This is a genomic window from Shewanella sp. Isolate7, from assembly GCF_022398425.1.
In the GTDB taxonomy this organism is placed as follows: Bacteria; Pseudomonadota; Gammaproteobacteria; order Enterobacterales; family Shewanellaceae; genus Shewanella.
In genome coordinates, this window is record NZ_JAKEVJ010000009.1 from 41,493 (window position 1) to 63,528 (window position 22,036).

At 52.5% G+C, this 22,036-nt stretch carries 17 protein-coding genes, 1 tRNA gene and 1 rRNA gene; 4 read left to right on the plus strand and 15 right to left on the minus strand.

The window, feature by feature from the left end; genetic code table 11:
* Positions 1 to 2 precede the first annotated feature (2 nt).
* From aroB to L1D47_RS03610, 7 genes are all read right to left on the minus strand, one after another.
* The gene (gene aroB, locus L1D47_RS03580) at positions 3 to 1,079 is read right to left on the minus strand and encodes a 3-dehydroquinate synthase (protein WP_239882598.1); all 1,077 of its coding nucleotides are present in this window, start codon (positions 1,077 to 1,079) and stop codon (positions 3 to 5) included.
* Positions 1,080 to 1,094: 15 nt separating this feature from the next.
* Complete coding sequence (gene aroK, locus L1D47_RS03585; RefSeq protein WP_011864020.1) at positions 1,095 to 1,610, minus strand: shikimate kinase AroK; 516 nt, start codon at positions 1,608 to 1,610, stop codon at positions 1,095 to 1,097.
* Between the two features lie 215 nt (positions 1,611 to 1,825).
* Entirely contained in the window at positions 1,826 to 3,877 is a 2,052-nt protein-coding gene (locus tag L1D47_RS03590) for a type IV pilus secretin PilQ family protein (RefSeq protein WP_239882612.1), read from the minus strand.
* 22 nt (positions 3,878 to 3,899) lie between these two features.
* Complete coding sequence (locus L1D47_RS03595; RefSeq protein ID WP_041511771.1) at positions 3,900 to 4,415, minus strand: pilus assembly protein PilP; 516 nt, start codon at positions 4,413 to 4,415, stop codon at positions 3,900 to 3,902.
* The gene (locus tag L1D47_RS03600) at positions 4,412 to 5,035 is read right to left on the minus strand and encodes a type 4a pilus biogenesis protein PilO (RefSeq protein ID WP_239882599.1); all 624 of its coding nucleotides are present in this window, start codon (positions 5,033 to 5,035) and stop codon (positions 4,412 to 4,414) included. The genes L1D47_RS03595 and L1D47_RS03600 overlap by 4 nt, the downstream gene beginning before the upstream one ends.
* Entirely contained in the window at positions 5,032 to 5,613 is a 582-nt protein-coding gene (locus L1D47_RS03605) for a PilN domain-containing protein (protein WP_239882600.1), read from the minus strand. Before L1D47_RS03605 ends, L1D47_RS03600 begins: the two co-directional genes overlap by 4 nt.
* The gene (locus L1D47_RS03610) at positions 5,601 to 6,680 is read right to left on the minus strand and encodes a pilus assembly protein PilM (protein ID WP_239882601.1); all 1,080 of its coding nucleotides are present in this window, start codon (positions 6,678 to 6,680) and stop codon (positions 5,601 to 5,603) included. The genes L1D47_RS03605 and L1D47_RS03610 overlap by 13 nt, the downstream gene beginning before the upstream one ends.
* A 184-nt stretch (positions 6,681 to 6,864) precedes the next feature.
* Here L1D47_RS03610 and L1D47_RS03615 point away from each other — a divergent pair, with 184 nt between their 5' ends.
* The gene (locus L1D47_RS03615; RefSeq protein WP_239882602.1) at positions 6,865 to 9,435 is read left to right on the plus strand and encodes a PBP1A family penicillin-binding protein; all 2,571 of its coding nucleotides are present in this window, start codon (positions 6,865 to 6,867) and stop codon (positions 9,433 to 9,435) included.
* A gap of 170 nt (positions 9,436 to 9,605) precedes the next feature.
* Here the strand turns inward: L1D47_RS03615 and argH are convergent, their stop codons facing one another.
* From argH to argC, 5 genes are all read right to left on the minus strand, one after another.
* Positions 9,606 to 10,967, minus strand: a complete 1,362-nt coding sequence (argH, locus tag L1D47_RS03620; protein ID WP_239882603.1) for an argininosuccinate lyase — start codon at positions 10,965 to 10,967, stop codon at positions 9,606 to 9,608.
* Positions 10,968 to 11,047: 80 nt separating this feature from the next.
* Positions 11,048 to 12,271, minus strand: a complete 1,224-nt coding sequence (locus L1D47_RS03625) for an argininosuccinate synthase (protein WP_041511765.1) — start codon at positions 12,269 to 12,271, stop codon at positions 11,048 to 11,050.
* Between the two features lie 53 nt (positions 12,272 to 12,324).
* Positions 12,325 to 13,230 carry an ornithine carbamoyltransferase gene (locus L1D47_RS03630; RefSeq protein WP_041511764.1) on the minus strand — a complete coding sequence of 302 codons (906 nt, stop codon included), beginning with the start codon at positions 13,228 to 13,230 and terminating at the stop codon, positions 12,325 to 12,327.
* A gap of 42 nt (positions 13,231 to 13,272) precedes the next feature.
* A complete protein-coding gene (gene argB / locus L1D47_RS03635; protein ID WP_239882604.1) occupies positions 13,273 to 14,058 on the minus strand; it encodes an acetylglutamate kinase in 786 nt (261 codons plus the stop codon).
* A gap of 28 nt (positions 14,059 to 14,086) precedes the next feature.
* The gene (gene argC, locus L1D47_RS03640) at positions 14,087 to 15,067 is read right to left on the minus strand and encodes an N-acetyl-gamma-glutamyl-phosphate reductase (protein ID WP_239882605.1); all 981 of its coding nucleotides are present in this window, start codon (positions 15,065 to 15,067) and stop codon (positions 14,087 to 14,089) included.
* Positions 15,068 to 15,343: 276 nt separating this feature from the next.
* On the opposite strand from argC, the gene argE reads away from it, so the two are divergent.
* The 3 genes from argE (at position 15,344) to L1D47_RS03655 (ending at position 19,804) form a co-directional block, all read left to right on the plus strand.
* Positions 15,344 to 16,501, plus strand: coding sequence for an acetylornithine deacetylase (argE, locus tag L1D47_RS03645; RefSeq protein WP_239882613.1), 1,158 nt, complete (start codon positions 15,344 to 15,346; stop codon positions 16,499 to 16,501).
* Positions 16,502 to 16,628: 127 nt separating this feature from the next.
* The gene (gene ppc, locus L1D47_RS03650) at positions 16,629 to 19,265 is read left to right on the plus strand and encodes a phosphoenolpyruvate carboxylase (protein WP_239882606.1); all 2,637 of its coding nucleotides are present in this window, start codon (positions 16,629 to 16,631) and stop codon (positions 19,263 to 19,265) included.
* The gene (locus tag L1D47_RS03655; RefSeq protein WP_239882607.1) at positions 19,265 to 19,804 is read left to right on the plus strand and encodes a DUF1439 domain-containing protein; all 540 of its coding nucleotides are present in this window, start codon (positions 19,265 to 19,267) and stop codon (positions 19,802 to 19,804) included. The genes ppc and L1D47_RS03655 overlap by 1 nt, the downstream gene beginning before the upstream one ends.
* 89 nt (positions 19,805 to 19,893) lie before the next feature.
* On the opposite strand, the gene L1D47_RS03660 is transcribed toward L1D47_RS03655, so the two are convergent.
* From L1D47_RS03660 to rrf, 3 genes are all read right to left on the minus strand, one after another.
* Positions 19,894 to 21,168 (minus strand): CinA family nicotinamide mononucleotide deamidase-related protein, encoded by a 1,275-nt coding sequence (locus L1D47_RS03660; protein WP_239882608.1) that lies wholly within the window; start codon positions 21,166 to 21,168, stop codon positions 19,894 to 19,896.
* A 628-nt stretch (positions 21,169 to 21,796) separates the two neighbouring features.
* Positions 21,797 to 21,873, minus strand: a tRNA-Asp gene (locus L1D47_RS03665).
* A 23-nt stretch (positions 21,874 to 21,896) separates the two neighbouring features.
* Positions 21,897 to 22,012: ribosomal RNA gene (gene rrf, locus L1D47_RS03670) — 5S ribosomal RNA — on the minus strand.
* Positions 22,013 to 22,036 lie beyond the last annotated feature (24 nt).

Below are 22,036 nucleotides of genomic sequence, written 5' to 3' on the forward strand. Positions count from 1 at the left end.
AACTAGGCGCGGCTAATGACCTCTTGCAGAAGGGACTCGGAAACCTCGCCATACACCTCTGCCTGGCCTATAGCCTTTGGCAGCACGAGTCTGAGTTTTCCGTTCAGCACTTTCTTGTCACGCCGCATATGCTTGATGAACTGTTCGAAGTCCATCGCCTCTGGGGCCTCTGTTGGTAGGTCAAATGCCTCGAATATCGCTTCGATTCGACAAACAATTGACTCATCCACCAGCCCCATCTTAGATGCAGTTTGCGCAGCAAGTACTGTGCCAGCCGCCACGGCTTCACCGTGGAGCCATACGCCATAACCCATCTCGGCCTCGATGGCATGACCAAAGGTGTGTCCCAGGTTCAACAGGGCACGCACCCCTTGCTCGGTCTCATCTTGCGCCACGACGTCGGCCTTAATCTGGCAACATTTGGCGATAGCATAGGTGAGCGCCGCCTCATCTAACGATCTAAGCGCCGCAACATTCTGCTCTAACCAACTGAAAAATGAGCCATCCCAGATAATGCCATACTTGATCACCTCGGCCATGCCGGCGGCAAATTCACGGGCCGGTAAGGTATGCAGACATGCAGTGTCTATGGCAACCATCTTAGGTTGATAGAAGGCACCTATCATGTTCTTGCCCATGGGATGGTTGACGGCCGTCTTGCCCCCCACGGAAGAATCGACCTGTGACAACAGGGTCGTTGGGAGCTGAATAAAATCGACACCGCGTTGATAACAAGCGGCGGCAAAACCCGTCATGTCGCCTATGACACCACCACCCAAGGCAATTAATACGGAATCACGCCCCATATTCTGCGCGAGCAGCGAGGTAAAAATCGCATCCATCTGCGACAGTGTCTTGTATTGTTCGCCATCGGGTAAGATGACAGGATCGGCACATTGGTAGGAAGCCAATAGCGCCTGTACCTTAGCCAGATACAGAGGCGCTATTGTGTCATTAGTTACGATTAGAATTTTTTTGCCTTGAAGATAGCTTGAAAAGTAATCGCTATTTTCGAGGAGATTCTGGCCAATAAAGATAGGGTAACTGCGTACACCAAGTTCAACCTGAATCTGTTCCATTCTACCGCCTAATGTTTAGAAGCCTAACTGGTCAATAATTTGATTTGCAACAACTTTTGCGCTCTGCTCGTCAGTCTTGACTATGACATCGGCAATCTCTTCGTACAGTGGATTACGGATCTCAGCAAGCTTTTCTAACACTTCTCTAGGGTCTTCAACCTGAAGTAGTGGACGACGCTTGTCACGCTGGGTACGCGCAACCTGCTTATCGATAGTGGTTTCCAGATAGACCACTATGCCTCGGGCAGACAAGTTGTTACGAATGTCTTTACTCTGAATGGAGCCGCCGCCAGTGGCTAAAACAATACCCTGTTTTTCAGTTAAATCGGCAACAACTTGTGTTTCGCGACGACGAAAACCTTCTTCGCCCTCAACGTCAAATACCCACGCGATATCAGCACCGGTACGGTTTTCAATCTCTTGATCTGAATCGTGGAACTCTAAATGAAGCATCTGCGCCAGATGACGGCCTATAGTGCTTTTGCCAGCCCCCATAGGACCTACTAGGAAAATATTACGTTTTTCAGCCATTGCTTTACGTCTGAATCTTATATGGAAAGTTTGCCTACGCCAGCCAAAAAATCAGGCCGACCTTAAATGTTACCTTGCTCTAATGAGACTTGACCACGGATTATCTCAGCTAATTCCCCTCAAAGGCAAGTAGAGGGAGTAAATTCTGTGAAATTATACTCAGGCATTAAAAAGCCAGCGTCGAAACGCTGGCTTTATCTCAGATATGCTTCGAACTACAGCTGTTCGGAGATAATCTTAGGTGTCACGAAGATCAGCAGCTCTTGGCGCTCGTTCTTATCTGTGGTGTTTCTGAAAAGGTAACCCAAAAACGGAATATCACCGAGTACGGGTACCTTGCTGACACGATTGATCAATTGTTGCTGGTAGATACCACCGAGCACAATGGTCTCACCGTGATCCACTAACACCTGGGTACCGATACGCTGGGTATCGATAGACACCGCTTGACCCAGTGGCGTATCAACCGTCTTACCCTGAGAGTCCTGAGTGATCTCAAGATCTAAGATCACACGATTATCAGGGGTGATCTGTGGTGTCACGCGCAGTGACAATACCGCCTTCTTAAACTTCACAGTGGCAGCACCACTGGAAGCCGATTCGACATAAGGGATCTCAACACCCTGCTCAATATAGGCCGCCTTCTGGTTTGAGGTGGTAATGCGCGGGCTGGCGATAATCTCACCCTTGCTTTCTTGCTCTAGGGCGCTCAGCTCAAGATCCAGCAGGGTGCCATCGGCCAATTTGGCCACATGGAAGGCGATACTAGTTGGGTTCGCCACGGCCGCAGGCAAGTTAACATTCAGTCGGTCGCCAATATCCGGCACGACACCGTTTGCAATATCGTTCGCGCCTTCCAGGCTACCGGAAGTCCCCTTGTTGCCCTGCTGATCGGTAATGCCCCACTTGATACCGAGATCTTCAGAGACATCATCCTTCACGGTAACCATACGAGATTCGATCAACACCTGACGAATAGGGATATCCAAGACTTCCACCAGACGATGAATACTCTCCAGACTCTCTTCGGTATCTTTAACCAACAGGGTATTGGTTCTATCGTCCACCGCAACCGTGCCTCGAGCCGATAACAGAGAGGCATCTTCCCCTTTAAGTAACTCGGCAATGTCTGTTGCCTTGGCATAGTTGATCTGTAGATATTCAGAGTATAGCGGCGCGAGCTCTTTCACTTCCTGCTGGTTTTTCAGCTCTTGGCTCTCGCGAATAGCGATCTCTTCGGCTGGCGCCACCATCAAGATATTGCCTTCGATGCGCTTATCCAGTCCCTTAGTCTGCAGAATCAGATCCAGGGCTTGGTCCCAAGGCACATCGTCGAGTCTCAGGGTGATATCCCCTTCGACCGTATCACTGGTCACCAGGTTGAAGTTGTTATAATCGGCAATGATCTGCAACACAGTACGTACCGAGATGCTCTGGAAGTTAAGAGAAAGCGAGCGACCTTCATACTTCTTCTCTTCCTTAACGACGGCGGCGCGCTCTGCCTTACGCACGTTGAGTCTGAATAGGTTGCCTTCCTGCTTGTAGTTGTACTCGTACTGACCCGAGACATCCACCAATACACGTGCCGTCAACTCATCCTTAAAGGTCTCAAAGCTCTTCACCGGCGTCGCAAAGTCTTGAACATCCATGACATAGAGAAGATCTGAACCTATGTCAGTGTTGTAAAGTTTGAGTTCTAACTTGGCACCGACCTGCTGCACATTGGCGGCAACCGACGAGTTATTTAATTTAACCAACAACTCACCGCCACCATCACTTGTACGGTGGAAATCTATGTTCTTGATGCCGTTAACGAAAGGATTCGTGGCCGTGTCACTGCGACTGGCGACCTCATCGTTAATGGTCAGGCGATAGGTATTACCCAGCACCTTACCTTGATAGGCCTTGACCTTAGCCAGATCCACCAGCACCTTAAGCTGCTCGCTTTCCTGCAGAGTGGACATGGACTTAACGCCAACGTTGTTGATCGGTAGGATATCTTTTTCCAGCCCAGACAGGCTATCGTCGAACCCAAGAATGATCTGTGCCGGAGAGGCATTGAGATTAATCTCAGGCTCCTTCACAGCCTCCTCAAAGACCAGTTGTAACTCTAACTGATGGTCGACAATTGAATGGTATTTGACATCAATCAGACGGTTCGCAGCAGAAGAATACGGCGCCACACCCAACAATAAAGCCAAGCCAAAGGCCACTTTAAACAGGGGCAACTTTTTTAATAAAACGCTTTTCGCGGCAGAAGATTCCATTATTCCCTCATCCTTCGCTTTGTTATTCACCAGTCAGTTCCATGTTGCTCATTCTTTCAGCCCAGCAACCTGTCCCATCTGGAATTAATTCAACTATTTCGACCATTTGCTGTGTAACTTTAGCAATTCGCCCGTGATACAAACCTACGTATTCGCCAACACCTAGACGATAAACGCTACCATCGTTAGTCTCGATCAAGGCCCAAATATTCTTATCTTCGCTCAAGGTACCACGCATCTTTAAGTTGTCCAGGGCATAAGTCTCTAGACGCCCCTTGCGCCGTTTCAGATCTGGCTGCAGACAATCTTTAGTCGTGTCGACCACCTCTTCGGTCAACTCTCTTGAAGGTGGTACGAAGGGACTGCGCATCAACTCTGCCTGATAGGCAAAGTGTTCAAACTTAGGAGGCTCTTTCAGGGGAGGCACACGCGCGACATGTTGAGCCTTAGTGGTGGTCACAAACAGCTCAAGATCGCTGCGGTCTCCCATACAACCCGTTAGCATCAAGCCTAGAATTAGCAAAGGTAGCTTCTTCATTTCTTCGCCCCCTTCGCCGCTTTGCCTTTAGGAACCTGAGCTCCCTCCTTGAAACGATAGGTCTTAGCCAAGATTTCCATGGCAAGTTCACCGCTATCACTTCGCTTTATGACGAAATCATGCAGGCTCACGATACGTGGCAACTTAGCAACACCACTGACCAGATGCCCCATCTCATGATAATCACCCGTCACCGACATGCTGATAGGAAATTCGATATAGAAATCGCGCTGTATCTCTTCTTGCCACTCCAGGCTCTGAATCCCCAGTCCCGATTCGGTGGCAACGAAGGTTAAATCATCGAGTAAGCCAGGCATCTCATTTTGCGACGGCAACATCTTCAATAGCTCAGCAAACTGAACTTCCATGACCGCCAGCTGCTCTCGGTACAACTTAAGATTAGCCGCCAATTGATATTTCGCTTTAAAATCATCTCGTAAGGTGATTTCTTTATCTTGCTCACCTTTGAGGACATCGATAGCATCAGAGACAAACAGGAAATATCCTGCCACGAAGATGATGATGGCCAAGAAAGAGGCGAATACGACCTTAACCTGGGTCGGCCAACCGCCAATGTTCTCAAAATCGATATCATTGAATTCACTCAGATCGAGTTTCATTTGCTCGCTCCTTGTGTCGTCTTGGCATCATCTGCATCTTCTTCACCGATAGAGACCCTTAAACTAAAACGCTGTAACTGGCGCATCTCATCATTCTGCGAGACGATCGATTGCATATTAGGATCGTGTAACCACATAGAGGCCTTGATCTTACGCATCATGTTGGCGACGTTATTATTAGACTCACTACGCCCTTCTATCCACAACAAACTGCCCTTCTTTTCTATGCTGGAAAGGTATATTCCTGGGGGCACAACACGCACCAACTCATCCAATACGTGGGTCGGTAAATTTCGCGCCTGTTGTAGGTTTAATATGATCTCGGTACGGCGCTCGATATCTTTCTTACGCTCGCGAATCTTTTTAATTTCGGCAATTTGTTTTTCTAACAGCTGAATTTCGCCCTGCAGATAGGCATTTCTTCCTCTCTGCTCCTCGAGCATCATATCGATAACGGTTAAGGCTAAATAAACGACTAATGCTGCGCCGATAAATACGGCTGCTAATATCCCCAAATAATCGCGTTTTTGTTTTTCTCTTGCTTCTTCGCGCCAGGGCAATAAGTTTATGTTCGCCATTGAGAGTAACTCCTCAGCGCTAATCCACACGCGACCATGTATTTATTAATATTGGGCTGTAGTTGCGTCTTCACTTGCTCGTCCGCATGCAGACAACCCAAGAATGGGTCGGCAATAATGGTGTGAACACCGAGTTCGTTGGTGAGCAGATTAGCCATACCTTCCAGCTTCGAGGTTCCACCGCACAAGACGATATGCTCGACCTTGTCCTTGCCACTAGAAGTGCAGTAAATCTGCAAGGTACGTTTGATCTGTTGCAGCAACTGCGTCTGGAAGGGCGAGAGCACCTCGAACATATAATTGCGGGGTAGATCGCCTTCGAGCTTGGCCTTCTCCGCTTGCTCATGAGACATGCCGTAGAAAGATAAGATGGACTGGGTAAACTGCTCACCACCGAAAGCCTGTTCGCGGATAAAGGTCGTTTCGCCCTTCTCCACCACGGCAAAAGTTGTCATGTTCGCACCGATATCCACCAGCGCAACCACCTTGTCTTCGGCACCATCGGGTAACTGGGCGGCGACTAACTCGAAGGAGCGTCCCAAGGCATATCCTTCAACATCAATCACTTTGGCTTCTAGATTGATGTCGTCCAAGCTATCGACCCTGGCATCGATATTCTCGGTACGACACGCGCTAAGCAGCACATCCACCTTGGAGGGGTCGGCACTGTTAACATTGAGAGTTTCAAAATCTATGCTGACTTCATCGAGTGAATAGGGGATAAGGTTGTCGGCTTCGATCTCGATCTGCGTCTCCATCTCCTCTTCACTGAGCGCGGCATCCATGTAGATCACCTTGGTCATCACAGCCGATCCCGAAACCGCTGCTGCCGCATATTTTACGCTCTTAGGCAAAGATCGTTTGATCAATCTTAAGGACTCCAACACCGCGTCTGAATCTCTTATTTCATGATCATTAACGGCGCCTTTTTTAACGGGCACCGCTGCGTGACTCAAAATTTTATAACCATCAGCAGTCTTACTCAGCAGTATTGCTTTTATCTCGTGGGAACCGATATCGATCCCAACCATCTGCGGAGCCTGACGCTTCCATAAATTTGAAAGCATAGTCCATCGTCACTTTTGTTATAGTTTCAGGGATTAGATTAGCACAAAATCAACTCGTTATAGATATTTGTACAAAATGTTTGTAACTTTTACAATTGCCATTTTTTTGACAACCATTTTTGCTTCACCAATAGCTGCTCGCCTTATATACTATTGTGCCTGCTAAATTTATTGGAATTATCTGGTGAAGTGGTTTAAACGAATTACCATCGCTCTGTTCAGCCTAGCCCTTTTGGGAATAGGCGCAATTGCTGCAGCATATTTTTATGTGCTGCCGGACCTCCCCGATGTTACCACTCTTAAAACCGTAAAATTGCAAACTCCATTACGAATTTACAGCATGGACGGCAAATTAATTTCACAATTTGGCGAAAAACGCCGCATTCCTGTCGAATATGAGCAGGTGCCGCAACAATTGATTAATGCGGTACTCGATACAGAAGATGCCCGTTTCTTCGAACACAAGGGTATCGATCCCATCGGCATCATACGTGCTGCCGTGATTCTGGCCACCACGGGTAAGAAGAGCCAAGGGGCGAGTACCATCACCCAACAGGTTGCCCGCGGCTTCTTTCTCTCCAGAGAGAAGACCTATATTCGTAAGATCAAAGAGATTTTTCTGGCTCTCAAAATTGAGAAGGCCCTAAGCAAGAAAGAGATCTTAACCCTCTATCTCAACCGTTCCTTCCTGGGTAATCGTGCCTATGGTGTCGGCGCTGCCGCTCAGGTTTACTATGGTAAGGAACTCCACGAGCTCACCCTGCCAGAGATGGCCATGATCGCCGGCCTGCCCCAGGCACCTTCTGCGGCCAACCCGATACGTAACCCATCCCGAGCGATGAATCGCCGTAACTGGGTACTCAGCCGTATGCTGGAGAAAGAGAACATTACTCAGGACGAGTACCAAGAGGCGATAAGGGCTCCGATCACCGCCCAGTATCATGGCGCCGAGGTAGAGCTTTACGCCCCCTATATTTCAGAGATGGCCCGCGACTACCTGGTTGATACACTCGGTGAAGAGGAAGCCTATACCGGCGGCTACAACGTCTACACCACGGTCGATTCTCGCCTGCAGATGTTAGCCCAGGAGGCACTACGCAATAACGTCTACGCCTATGACGAGCGCCACGGCTATCGCGGCGCCACCAAGGTGTTATGGGAGGCCGATGCCTCAACCGAGCTAGACGATACCCAAATCGTTGCACAGCTTAAGCAGACTAAAGGCTTCCAAGGACTCGAGCCTGCCGCCGTCACCGAGGTCGCCGAGCAGAGTGTCAAGGTCATCAACGCCAAGGGTGAGACCCTCACCCTCGAGTGGGAAGGACTAAAGTGGGCACGTAAATTCATCAGCAACAAGCGCCAAGGCAAAGCCCCCAAGACAGCAGGCGAGATCCTCAAGGCCGGTGAACAGGTCTGGATCCGCAATAATGGTAACATCTGGCAGTTGTCTCAGATCCCCGAGGTGGCCAGCGCCATCGTCTCACTGGATCCTAAGGATGGCGCCATCAAGACCCTGGTCGGTGGCTATAGCTTCCACACCAGCCAGTACAACCGCGTTACTCAGGCCAAACGTCAGCTAGGTTCCAACATCAAGCCCTTCATCTATACAGGTGCACTGGAAAAAGGTTATACCCTGGCAACGCTCATCAACAACGCTCCCATCAACAATGCCGATATTCGTCAGGGCACGGCGTGGCGTCCTAAGAACTCCCCCGATAAGTATACGGGGCCGACACGTCTGAGGGTGGGACTGGCACAATCGATCAACGTCATGTCGGTACGCGCCATGCGCTATACGGGGCTGGAAAGCGCCATCGATACCCTGGTGAAATTCGGTTTCGACCGCGAAGATCTGCCGCAAAACGAATCTCTGGCCCTGGGGTCACCTTCGGTCACGCCGCTACAGGTAGTCACCGCCTTCTCGGTTTTTGCTAACGGCGGTTACCGGGTAGAGCCTTACTTTATCGACCATATCGATAATGCCTACGATCAGACGATAGAAGAAGCCAACCCAACCCTAGCCTGTACACCCGAGCTAGTCGAACCACAGAGCCTTCCAGCGGACGATCCGTTTGCCGCCATGGCACAGGAGCTACCAAGCCAAGAGGACACTAGTCAGGAGATCGCCAGCCAGGAGATAGCTTCTGAAGATCCTAGCTGTCCGAGCACGGCTCGCCATGCGCCGCAGATCATCAGCAAACAGACCGCCTTCTTGATCACCGAAGCGCTCAAGAGTGTTATCTGGGGCGGCGGCGATTGGAGTAAAGGCACGGGCTGGAACGGCACCGCCTGGCGCGCCGCACGCGTCGTCAACCGCCGCGATATCGCCGGTAAGACAGGTACCACCAACGAATCGAAAGATACCTGGTTCAGTGGTTTTTCGCCGGCGCTGGCCACCACAGTATGGGTGGGCTTCGATGATCACAGCATCGAACTGGGCCGCACCGCATGGAACACCAACGGCGCGAAAGATCAGATCTCGGGTGCCGAAGCCGGTGCCAAGACAGCCGGCCCAGGTTGGAACGAGTTTATGAAAAATGCCCTCCAGGGCACGCCCGAACTGCCTTCACCACCACCTGAAGGTATAGTGTCGGCCCGTATCGACCTGGCTACGGGTAAATTAAGCCGTAAGACAGACTACACCACCAAGTTCGAATATTTCATCCAGGGAACCGAGCCTAAGGAATTTGCGACCGAGGCTCAGACTCAGGACGATATCTTTATCGACGATTCGGTGGAAGATCTCTTCCAATAACCGTCAATTGGGCTGGTGCCACTCGCCACCAGCCCAGTGAATTTCACTAGCTTTAAGCCATTTTTCAGTGGATTCATAGCGCCAATTTTTTGAAGCGGATAAAACTTTAGATGTAAAAAAACCTGCGGCTGCAGGTTTTTTAATCAATTGATTAGGCAGATATTATCTTTTTAGGCCTTAGCCGCTAACGCCGCCTTCACCTGAGTCAGTGACGTGCCGCCCAAGGCCTCACGTTTTGCCAGGCAAGAGTCGATCGTCAGACATTGATATACATCTTCCTCAATGACAGCGGCGAACGCCTGCAGGCTAGCCAGCTCGAACTCTTCGATAGGCTTCTTCTGGGCAATCGCCTCGACTACCACCTCACCCACCACATGATGCGCCTCTCTAAAGGGCATGCCTTTGGCCACCAGATAATCAGCCAGCTCGGTTGCATTGGCATAGCCCTGCTGCGCCGCCAATAGGGTATTCTCTCTGTTGACCTTTAGGCCAGAGAGCACTAGCGCAGCCATCTCCAAACAGATAGACCAGCTGTCCATTACGTCAAACAGACCCTCTTTGTCTTCCTGCATATCCTTGTTATAGGCGAGTGGCAGGGCCTTCATGGTGGTCAGTGTGCCCATCAGGCTGCCATAGACCCGGCCCGTCTTGCCACGGATCAGCTCGAGTGCATCTGGGTTTTTCTTCTGTGGCATGAGCGAAGAGCCCGAGGTGACCTGATCGTCCAGCTCGATAAAGCCCGCCTCGCCACTGTTGAAGAAGATGAGATCTTCTGCCATGCGGCTCAGGTGCATCATGCTGATGGCGGCATCGGAACATAATTCGACCACATGGTCACGGTCAGACACAGTATCTAAGCTATTAAGGGTTGGCGAGGCAAATCCCAAAGACTTGGCTAGCGCATGTCTGTCCATGGGATAAGCGGTACCGGCCAGCGCGCCGGTGCCGAGCGGACAGGTATCGAGACGTTGCAAACAGTCTTGCAGACGGCTGATATCACGCTCAAACATCTCCACATAGGCCAGACACCAGTGACCGAAGGCCACAGGCTGCGCCCGCTGCAGATGGGTGTAACCCGGCATCACGGCATCCAGCTCACGACTGGCCAGTGACAACAGCGCCCCTTTCAGTTGCGTTAGCAGTTCAAGCAGCGCCTGGCCTTCCTTCTTACACCAGAGTTTCAAATCGGTCGCCACCTGATCGTTACGCGAACGGCCGGTATGCAACTTCTTACCCAGATCGCCCACCTTGGCGATCAAGGCCTGCTCGACGAAGCTATGAATATCTTCGGCGCCCGAGGCCAATATGGTCTCAGGCTGATCCTTCACCTCGGCCAGCAACGCTTGTAGCGCTTGTTTGAGCGCCTGGCACTCCTCCTGAGTGAGAATACCCGCGCCCGTGATGGCATCGGCCCAGGCAATGGAACCGACAATATCCTCTTCCACCAGACGATAGTCGACCGGCAGGGAGTCATTGAAAAGTTTAAACAGTGCGCTGCTCTCTTGGCTAAATCTTCCGCCCCATAATGCCATCTCTGTATCCTCTAAAATCTGCTCTAAAACCTGTTCTAAAAATGAAGGGGCGTTCGCCGCCCCTTATAACCTAGTCGACTCTACTTAACGTTAAGCGCCCGGATGCGGCTCGCCAGAGAATAGAGACGAATGAAGCCTTCCGCATCTTTCTGGTTATAGACTTCGTCTTCACCAAAAGTCGCAAACTCTTCAGAATACAAGCTATTAGGTGAACGTTTCTTCACCGCCTGTGCCTGACCCTTATACAGCTTCAGCACAACTTCACCATTCAATAGATCTGCCAGCGGCTTGGAGGCGCCCAGTAGGGATTCACACAGAGGCGTGAACCAACGACCGTCATAGACCAGGTGCGCCATCTTGGCACCAACCTGCTCACGCCATTCGCGGCTGGTCTTGTCCAGTACCAATTCTTCGATCGCCCTTAGTGCGGCAAACATCACTGTGCCGCCCGGGGTTTCGTAGCAGCCACGGGACTTCATGCCCACCAGACGGTTTTCGGTGATGTCGATACGTCCCACGCCGTGGGCGCCAGCAATCTCGTTGAGCGCCATCAAGGCGCCGTAAGGTGTCAGCGCCTCGCCGTTCACCTTAGTGATACGACCCGCTTCCATCTCCACCGACACATACTCTGGCTCATCGGGAGCATCTTCCGGCGCGACCGTCATGGTCCACACCTCTTTGCTCGGCTCGTTCCATGGATCTTCCAGCTCGCCACCTTCGTGGGATATGTGCCAGGCGTTGGCGTCACGGCTATAGATCTTAGTGGCCGATGCTGTGGTCTTGATGTTGCGCTCCGCCAGATAATCCAGCAGATCTTCACGGCTCACCATGCTCCACTCACGCCACGGGGCGATCACGGTAAGATCCGGTGCCAGGGCGGCGAAACAGCCCTCGAAGCGCACCTGGTCGTTACCCTTACCGGTACAACCATGACATACGGCGTCGGCGCCCACCTTGCGGGCAACTTCTACCTGAGCCTTAGCAATAATTGGTCGCGCCATAGAGGTACCCAGCAGATAGGTGCCTTCGTAGATGGCGCCTGTGGCTATGGTGGGATAGATATAATCGGCCACCAGCTCCTCTTTCAAATCAACGATATGACATTCGGATGCACCCGAGGCGATCGCCTTCTCATGTAGCCCCTCAAGCTCGGCCTCGCCCTGCCCCACGTCGGCACAGAAAGCCACGATCTCACAATTGTCGTAGGTCTCTTTTAACCAAGGAATGATCGCCGATGTATCCAGACCACCTGAGTAGGCCAGTACCACTTTTTTCACCGATGCTTTGTTGTTTTCGCTAGACATTTTGTTTTCCTAAATACTCAATTCGTTGGCCCAATCGCTATTGGGAAGATTCATTAACTCAGTAGGGTCACTAATACGGCATTTTGCGCATGCATGCGGTTCTCTGCCTGTTGCAAGATCAGTGAGCCGGTCCCATCGACCACCTCGGCAGCCACCTCGACACCACGATAAGCAGGCAGGCAGTGCATAAAGAATTTAGCTCCCGCCTTATTCATCATGTCGCTATCGACATGATAAGGAGCAAATTTGGCTTTGATCTCGTCTAGACTGGCGTTGTCTCCCATGGAGATCCAAGTATCAGTATAGATGGCATCATGGCCTGCAATCGCCTCGACATCCGAGCTCAATACCAACTCGCCGCCATGGGCCTCGGCGATGGCTTGAGCCTCGAGCACCACCTGGCCGTCGGGGAAGTGGCCTTGGGGACAGATCACCGTCATCTTGGCACCTAACAGCGCCGCACCATACATGAGCGAGTGGGTCACGTTATTGCCGTCACCGACATAGGCCAGCTTAACCTTGCTGACGTCATCGAACTGCTCGGCCAGGGTCAGGAAGTCGGCCAGCCCCTGACAGGGATGGTACATGTCGGACAGCGCATTGATCACAGGCACACTGCCATGCTCGGCTAGCTCTTCTATGGTCGAATGTGCAAAGGTTCTCGCCACGATTGCATCGGCCCAGCAGGAGATGTTGGCGGCAAAATCGGATACCGGCTCACGCTTGCCCAGGGCACCGTTTTGCTGATCCAGGTAGAGACAATGACCACCTAGCTTGTTAATACCGATATCGAAGCTCACGCGAGTACGCAGCGATGGCTTCTCGAATAACATCACCACACTCTTACCGTCGAGTGCCTTGCGATAGTCTTCTGGGTTGGCCTTGATCGTCTTCGCCAAGGCGAGTAAGTCGATCAACTGCTGCTGATTAAGCTCTTTTATCGATAGTAGGTGATTCATATATCTACTCCTAGATGAAACCTGTTCTCATGTTCCGTTTAATTAATGTGGCATGACCTGAGTGCCGATAGACTCGCCCTTCTCCAGCGCGCTCAGTTGCTCCGCGTCACGCCAGGAGGCGACCTGTACCGGCTGCCCCATCCACTGGGCAACTTCTAATGCCGCCTCGACCTTGACCTTCATTCCCTTCTCGATGACGCCTAGCTTGGTCAACTCATCGGCATGGGCCTTATCCAGGGTCTTGATCAGCTGTCCCTTGCCGTCGAGCACACCGCTAACATCGGACAACAGCACCAGTTGCCCCTCCACCAGCTTGGCGATCACAGTCGCGGCCTGATCGGCATTGACGTTAAGCAGATTGCCCGCGTCATCCACGGCGATCGAACTGACAATCGGCATCCAGCCCTGGGCCAATAGGAAGTTCAGGTAAGTCGGGTCATTGGGCGACACTTCACCCACGAAGCCGAGCTGTTCGTCTTTGATCGCCGCATTCACTATGGCACCGTCGCACAGGCTCATGCCCACACAGGTGATACCCGCCTCGACCGCACTGGCCTGAAGAATTTTATTAGAGGTGCCCGCCAGCGCGCCGACCACAATGGGTACCTGCTCTTCGGGCGTAACGCGCAGGCCATCTAGCTTTACCGTCTCCATGCCATTGGCCTTGAGCTGTTCGTCCACCAAGCAGCCGCCGCCATGCACCAGAATGACTGATTGCCCCGACTTGATGATGTTCGCCGCGCTTGCCATCAGGCGTGACAGCCCCATCTCACACTGCATCAGGGCGCCACCCACTTTAAGCACTAAGGTTTTCTTGTTTGCCGACATAGCTACTTCTCTCTCACAGGTGACAATATTAACAATTAAAATGAATCTTTATGCATTGGTGCGCCTGACTGGCCGCACCTTTCATCAGATTGTCGATGGCACTCGCCACCACTAGATAACCATTGAGGGGATCGTACTTCCATCCCAGCAGGCAGTTGGGGGTATGCACCACATCATCAACCTTAGGAAATTGATTATGGTGCACATTCACCAAGGGTGCCGACTCATACACCTCATAGGCCTTGGCAATATCGGCTTCGCTCACACCAGGCTTCATCTGCACCGTGATGGTGGCCAGGATGCCGCGCTTAAAATTGCCCAGGTGAGGCGTAAAGATCACCTCCTGTCCCAGGTGAGTGGCTATCTCGGGTTGATGTCTGTGGCCTAAGACACCATAGGGCGTCAGGCTCACCTCACAGAAACTCGTATGTAGCTGGGCCTTTCTGCCTGCACCAGTCACACCGCTGACGGCATTGATCACCGGCAGGCTATCTGTCATCAAGTCTTTCAGGGGTTTTAACGCCGTTAGCGAGGCGGTGGGATAACAACCAGGCACCGCAATCATCTTGCTGGCGGCGATTGCCTCGGCATTCCACTCTGCCAGCCCATAGACAGCCTGAGCCAACACCTCAGGATAAAGATGCTCGAAACCGTACCACTTGGGATATTGCTCACTATCGGCAAAACGGTAGGCACCGCTTAGATCGAACACCGCCAGACCCGCCTGATAAAACCAGGCTGCCAGATGCAGGCTCACGCCATGATCTGTAGCCAATACCACGGCATCGGCCTGCTCGACTATGGCCTGCTTGGCCTGCTCCGTCAGCGGGGCTAAACAGAGATCGATATGACTATAAACCGGATACAGGCTGGCTAATGTTTTACCTTTATCCAGACTGTTTTCAGAGACATAGAGCCCTTGAATCTTAAGCTGCTCATCGGCCTGAATCAGTGAAGTAACCTGAGCACCTGTGTAACCACTGGCGCCAATTATCGCTATGCTTTTCATACTTTATGACTTCTATATTGTATTAACGGTAAAAAAGAGAGGGGCACGACTTAAGCCCTGGTATAGATACCAATATGACAAGATTATCGTCGCAGGAAGTGATTACAGCTAACCTTATATGCAAAAAGTAAGAAGAAATTGTTCATTTTTTATCTCTAAGTTAAGCCTTTAATAATGGCGCTCGCTTTAGCTGTTTGATAGACTAACACAACAAAATAACTATGCAACATTATTGAATAGATATTTTTTAATTAAATTGGTAAATTGAATCAAATGATGAAAACCTTTCCCGACATCAAGCAATCCTTTCGCGAGCTGATCGCCACCCCATCCATCAGCGCCCTGGAAGCAGAACTCGACATGAGTAACCAAAATGTGGTGAGTCTGCTCAGTCAATGGTTAGCCGATCTCGGCTTCGACTGCCAGATGCTGGCCGTCCCCAACACAAGAGGCAAATACAACTTGCTGGCCAAAATCGGCCAGGGGCAAGGTGGACTATTACTGGCAGGGCATACAGATACTGTGCCCTTCGACGAGGGGCGCTGGAGCCAGGATCCCTTTACCCTGACGGAGAAAGATGATCGCTGGTATGGGCTGGGCACCTGCGACATGAAGGGCTTCTTCGCCCTGGTTATCGAGGCCGTACGCCAGATGCCGACACAGGACTTTATCCGGCCGCTCTACATACTCGCCAGCGCCGATGAAGAAACCACGATGAATGGTGCCAAGGCCTTCGCCCAGTCTAAGGCGATCGCCCCCGAATACGCTTTGATCGGCGAGCCCACGGGCCTTAAGCCCGTCTATATGCATAAAGGCCATCTGGCACAGGGCATTCGCATCACGGGTCGTAGCGGTCACTCCTCGGATCCCGCCAAGGGGCTCAACGCCATAGAGATCATGCATCAGGTGATCGGCCAACTCCTTAAGCTGAAGCAACATCTGGCCGAACATTACCGCGAAGAGGCCTTTAGCGTGCCCTATCCCACCATGAATTTCGGCCATATTCATGGCGGGGATGCCGCCAACCGTATCTGTGGCTGCTGCGATCTGCACCTGGATATTCGTCCGCTACCTGGTCTGCCGTTAGAGGCGCTGGAACAGCTACTGACCCAGTATCTCGCCGATCTGAGCCAGCGCTACCCGGGAGCCATCAGCATTAGCCAGCTCTATCCCGGTTCGCAACCTTTCGCGGGGCAGGCCGATGCCCAATGGTCCCAGCTGGTCGCCGAGCTGTCGAACCAGGCTCCCGAGGTGGTCAACTACGCTACCGAGGCGCCCTATATTCAGCAACTTGGGTGTCAAACCTTGGTCTGGGGGCCAGGCAGCATAGAACAGGCACACCAGCCGGACGAGTACCTGGACACCGCCTATATCAACAAAACCGTCGACTTACTCAAGCAGTTGATGTACCACGCCTGCATCAAAACCTCATAGGATCACTTAAAAAATTCACGCAGGGTGATATAGAACACATAAGCATACGATATGAAGATATGCTGTATTGACCTAAACCTGATAGCCTAGGTAAGGTGATTGATTAACTCGTGGGTATGGAGCATTTATGACAGATATGTACGCGTCGCTGCGATCCAATGTGGGCACATTAGGCCAAATATTAGGCGATACCATTCGCACACACATGGACGAGCCCTTTTTAGACAAGATTGAACAGATCAGACACCTGGCCAAGAGCTCACGCCAAGGCAACGATACCGCCAGGGAACAGATGCTTACCCTATTGGCGGCCCTACCCGACGAAGAGTTGGTTCCCTTTGCCAAGGCCTTCAACCAATTTCTCAACTTGGCCAATATCGCCGAGCAGTTCCATACCATCAGCCGTAACTGTGACGAGCTGGTATGTGTGCCGGATCCCGTGGTTCAGCTTCTCGGACGTATGCTCAACGGACGCATAGATCAAGACAAGATGCTCGAGTGCCTGCAGACACTGGATATCGACTTGGTACTCACCGCGCATCCAACAGAGATCTCGCGTCGTACCCTGATTCAGAAATACTCCGCCGTGGTCGATTGTCTCGCCACCCTGGAAAACCCACAGCTCACCGAGCGCGAGAAGAAACAGAATCATCTCAGACTCAGACAGCTTATCGCCCAGATCTGGCACACCAACGAGATACGCCACGAGCGCCCGACCCCGGTCGACGAGGCACGTTGGGGACTCAGCACCATAGAGGCCTCGCTCTGGCAAGCCATCCCCGATTTTCTGCGTCAGCTCAACGAACAGGTCGAAGAGCGCACCGGCAAGCAGCTCCCCAGCGACATCGCCCCTATCCGCTTCTCCAGCTGGATGGGCGGCGACCGTGACGGCAACCCGTTCGTTACCGCCAAGGTCACCCAGGAAGTGCTGGATCGTAACCGCCACACGGCTGCGCGCCTCTATCTGAAGGATGTGGTCTTACTGGTCAACGAGCTGTCGATGGAGGAAGCCAACGAGGAACTGCTGGCCCTTACCGACAACAGCCATGAGCCGTATCGCGTGGTGCTACGCGAGCTGAGACAGAAACTACGCGACACCATAGACTACTTAAATGCCCGTCTAGAGGGACACTCGCCAGAGGTAGATCTCGACACCCTGATCTGGCACGAAGACGATCTCAAGCAGCCCTTGAGCCTGCTCTACCGCAGCCTGACCGATTCGGGTATGAGCCTGATTGCCAACGGCCTGCTACTGGATATGCTGCGCCGCCTGGCCTGCTTCGGCATCCATATGCTGCGTCTGGATATCCGTCAGGATGCCCAGCGTCACAGCGACGTCATCGCAGAACTGACCCGTTACCTGGGCCTGGGTGACTTCGACCACTGGGACGAACATGAGAAACAAGCCTTCCTGCTGCGGGAACTGAGCGGCAAGCGCCCGCTGATCCCCCACAACTGGGCGCCGAGTGCCGAAGTTGCCGAGGTGATCAGCACGGTCAGGTTGATCGCCAGCCAATCGCCTAAGGCCCTTGGCTCCTATATTATCTCCATGGCGAGCCAGCCGTCGGACGTACTCACGGTACTCCTGCTCTTAAAAGAGGCGGGATGCCAGCACCCAATGCGCGTGGTACCACTGTTTGAGACCTTAGACGATCTCAACAACGCCGCCACCTGCATCTCGGCGCTATTCGACATCGACTGGTACCGCGGCTACTGCAAGGGCAGCCAGGAGGTGATGATAGGTTACTCCGACTCGGCCAAAGACGCCGGGGTCATGGCCGCCGCCTGGGCACAATACAGCGCGCAGGAAAAACTGGTTAAGGTATGCAACCAAGCCGACATCAAACTAACCCTGTTCCATGGTCGTGGCGGCACCATAGGCCGTGGCGGCGGACCCGCTCACAAGGCAATTTTGTCACAGCCACCGGGTTCGGTGGATGGCCGTATCCGTGTCACAGAGCAAGGGGAGATGATCCGCTTCAAGTTTGGCCTGCCTAAGCTGGCGGTGCAGAGTTTGGCGCTCTATACCTCTGCCGTGATGGAGGCCACCCTGTTGCCACCACCAGAGCCTAAGCCTGAATGGCGCGAGGCGATGGAGCGACTCGCCAGTGACTCGGTCAGCGCCTACCGTGCCATAGTGCGAGAAGAGCCCGACTTTGTTGCCTACTTCCGCGCGGCTACACCAGAGGTCGAGCTAGGCAAGCTACCGCTGGGCAGTCGCCCCGCCAAGCGCCGGGTGGATGGCGGTATCGAGAGCCTGCGCGCTATCCCCTGGATCTTCGCCTGGTCGCAAAACCGCTTGATGCTCCCCGCCTGGCTGGGAGCCGGCGAGGCGCTGCAACAGGCGGCCGACCGCGGCGAACTCCCCCTACTAAGGGAGATGGAGCAGCAGTGGCCCTTCTTCGAGACACGTATCTCCATGCTAGAGATGGTTTACGCCAAGGCAGAACCCAACCTGGCTAAATACTATGAGACCTGTCTGGTACCAAAAGAACTACATCACCTGGGTGAGGCGTTACGCTCCCGGATGGCGACAGGCATTAAGGTGGTATTGGAGCTGACGCAGTCCGATGCGCTCATGTCGCATACCCCGTGGAACCGTGAGTCGGTCGAGTTACGCAACCCCTATATCGACCCGCTCAACTTCCTCCAGGCCGAACTCTTGGCACGTACCCGTAAGGAGCAGGCCGGCTCGAATAATGTCGAATTGGCACTGATGCTCACCATCGCCGGCGTCGCGGCGGGCATGAGAAACACGGGTTAATGAGAAACTTAGCCCTAATAGGCCTGCTGATGCTGAGTTTGACTGCCTGTGTCAGTCAATACAGCATCAGCGAGCGCCAGCTCAGCAGCTACCTCAACGATGAGATGCATTTTGAAGTCAAAGAGGGCAATCGCTTCTTCGGCATAGAGATGAAGATCAACGATGTGAAGGTCAAGCTTGGTCACAAGGCTGATACCATGGCGATCACAGCGAGCAGTCTAATTAAGGTGGCCAACCCATTGATGCCTCTCGATGCCACCATGACAGCCGAGTTCGAAGCCAAGCCTTGGTATGATGCCGAGCAGCACAGCCTCTATCTGAGAGACCTAGCGTTGATGAGCCTGAACTCTAATCCAAAAGATCTCGAACAGGCCATAGGCCAGGTGAGCCCGCAGCTCATGGGCTTCATCACCCATTTTCTTGAGACCCAACCTGTGTATGTACTCGATACCCAGGAGGGTAATCAGGCGCTTGTCGCCGAGATGACCAAACGCATCCAGGTCGTCCCGGGTAAAATTAACCTCATCTTTAAGGATTAATACTGCCTCAAGCCTCTCTGTTATAGGCGCTTTACGTTAACACCTTAACGCTAGGTGCCGTAACGCTAGGCGCCTTCATGCCTATTTAACTATCTCGCAAATCTCGGATAAGAGGAATAGTCCACCAATACCGGCGACTCTTGCAGCTCACGCCTTAGCATATCCAGCGCAACCGCCGTGCTCAGCTGTCTCACCAGCTCCCGAGAACGCGCGGGAAACTTAAGCATCTGGCTATACACGCCTTGCCGGGTCGCCAGGGCAATCGCAACCGTCCCTACTGGCTTCGCCTCGCTGCCACCTTCGGGCCCAGCAATACCACTGGTCGCCAGTGCATAGTCGCTGTCTAGCAGGCCTCTGGCGCCCTTGGCCATCTCCTCAACCGTAGCAATAGATACAGCGCCGTGATCGTCCAGGGTTGCAGGCTTAACCCCTAGCACCCGCACCTTGGATTCGTTGCTATAGGTCACTAGTCCCTGATCCAGATATTGGGAGCTGCCGGCAAAGGCCACAAGGTTGTTGGCAATCATGCCGCCGGTACAGGACTCGGCAATACTCAAACGCTTACCGGAAGATAGCAGCCCGTTGTGGATCACCTGTGCCAGAGAGGTCACGTTATGCCCCACCACGGCATCGCCCAAACGCGCAAACACGTCATCTTTTACCCTATCTAACTCGGCGATAGCCTCTACCCCTCGAGCGAACAGCTTAATCTCGATATAGGGCATGAAGGAACGATACCCTAAGGTCATCCCCTCAGGAAGCGGCATGCCCTCGAGCTTATCCGCCAGTGCCGATTCTCCCTGACCTATTGTCAGTAGTTTCTGCACCTCGACTTCGACGTGGCTATCGGCGATCTGCTCCACAAATGGGATAAACTGCTCGGTCACCATCTTCTTAAATTCGAAGGGTACCCCAGGCGTAAAGAAGAGCCAGGCACGATTGAGTTTGACACGAAAACCACAAGCCGTGCCGACAGGGTTATCCACCATGATGGCCGATGCGGGTAACATCGCCTGTTTCAGGTTGCTCTCGGGCATGTGTCGACCGTTACGCGTAAACCATTCTTCGATGCGCTCCCGCCACAGCGTACACTCAACTAAAGGTTCACCCTTGGCCATTGCCATCGCCTCGGAAGATATATCGTCACTGGTTGGGCCCAGTCCGCCATTCACCAGAATGACATCGGCGTGCTCGCTGCGTTGCCGAAACACCTCGACCAGATCATCCAATCTATCGCCTACCGTGATCCGCTGCTGCATCTCTATGCCGTGATCCATCAAGGCATTTGCTGCCCATGCCGCATTGGTATCGACTATCTGTCCGGATAACACCTCTTCACCAGTGCAGATCATTTCTATTTTCATATCCATCCCTTGAAACTAAGACATTTCACTTGGCCATAAGGTAGGTAAGGCCGGGGGCAATAGCAATAGGGAGCAAGGCAGCATGTTCGATATTCATACAAGGTGGCGTTATGCCCGCTTTACAGATTCTCGGTTCTAGGTAAAGGCACACCGGCGATCTCGGCCACTATTACGAGCAACAAATGCCGATTGGCGCTCGATAGCGTCGCAATGACTAAGGCTGAAACACCTTAAGGAAAGAGAGGGTTAATCAAAAGAAATTGGAAAAGGCCAAATCGAAAAAAGCCCTAGCATTACTGCTAGGGCTTTCATCTTAATGTTGGTGGGCGCATATCGCGAAGCGATGTGCTCATGCGCGCGAAGTGAAACGAGCCGGGGAGGACGGGACCGACGGTCCGGCATTGGCCCGTGTGCCTTCGGCACGCGAAACAGGCCGCTTCCTGTAAGAGTCTAACCAACTGAAATGCCTCTCCTTTAATTGCAGCAGCTTTCTCCTACTAAAACAAAATAACCCACGATGCCAAACGAAAACAAACGAGAACAAACGAGAACAAACGAGAACAAACGAGAACAAACGAGAACAAACGAAAAAGCCCTAGCATTGCTGCTAGGGCTTTCCTCTTAATGTTGGCGGAGCGGACGGGACTCGAACCCGCGACCCCCGGCGTGACAGGCCGGTATTCTAACCAACTGAACTACCGCTCCTTTGGGCTAAGCCCAAATTAGGCGCCTGGAAATGACCTACTCTCACATGGGGAGACCCCACACTACCATCGGCGCGATTGCGTTTCACTTCTGAGTTCGGGATGGGATCAGGTGGGACCACAATGCTATGGTTTCCAGACAAAATTGTAAATTTGAAAAGCTG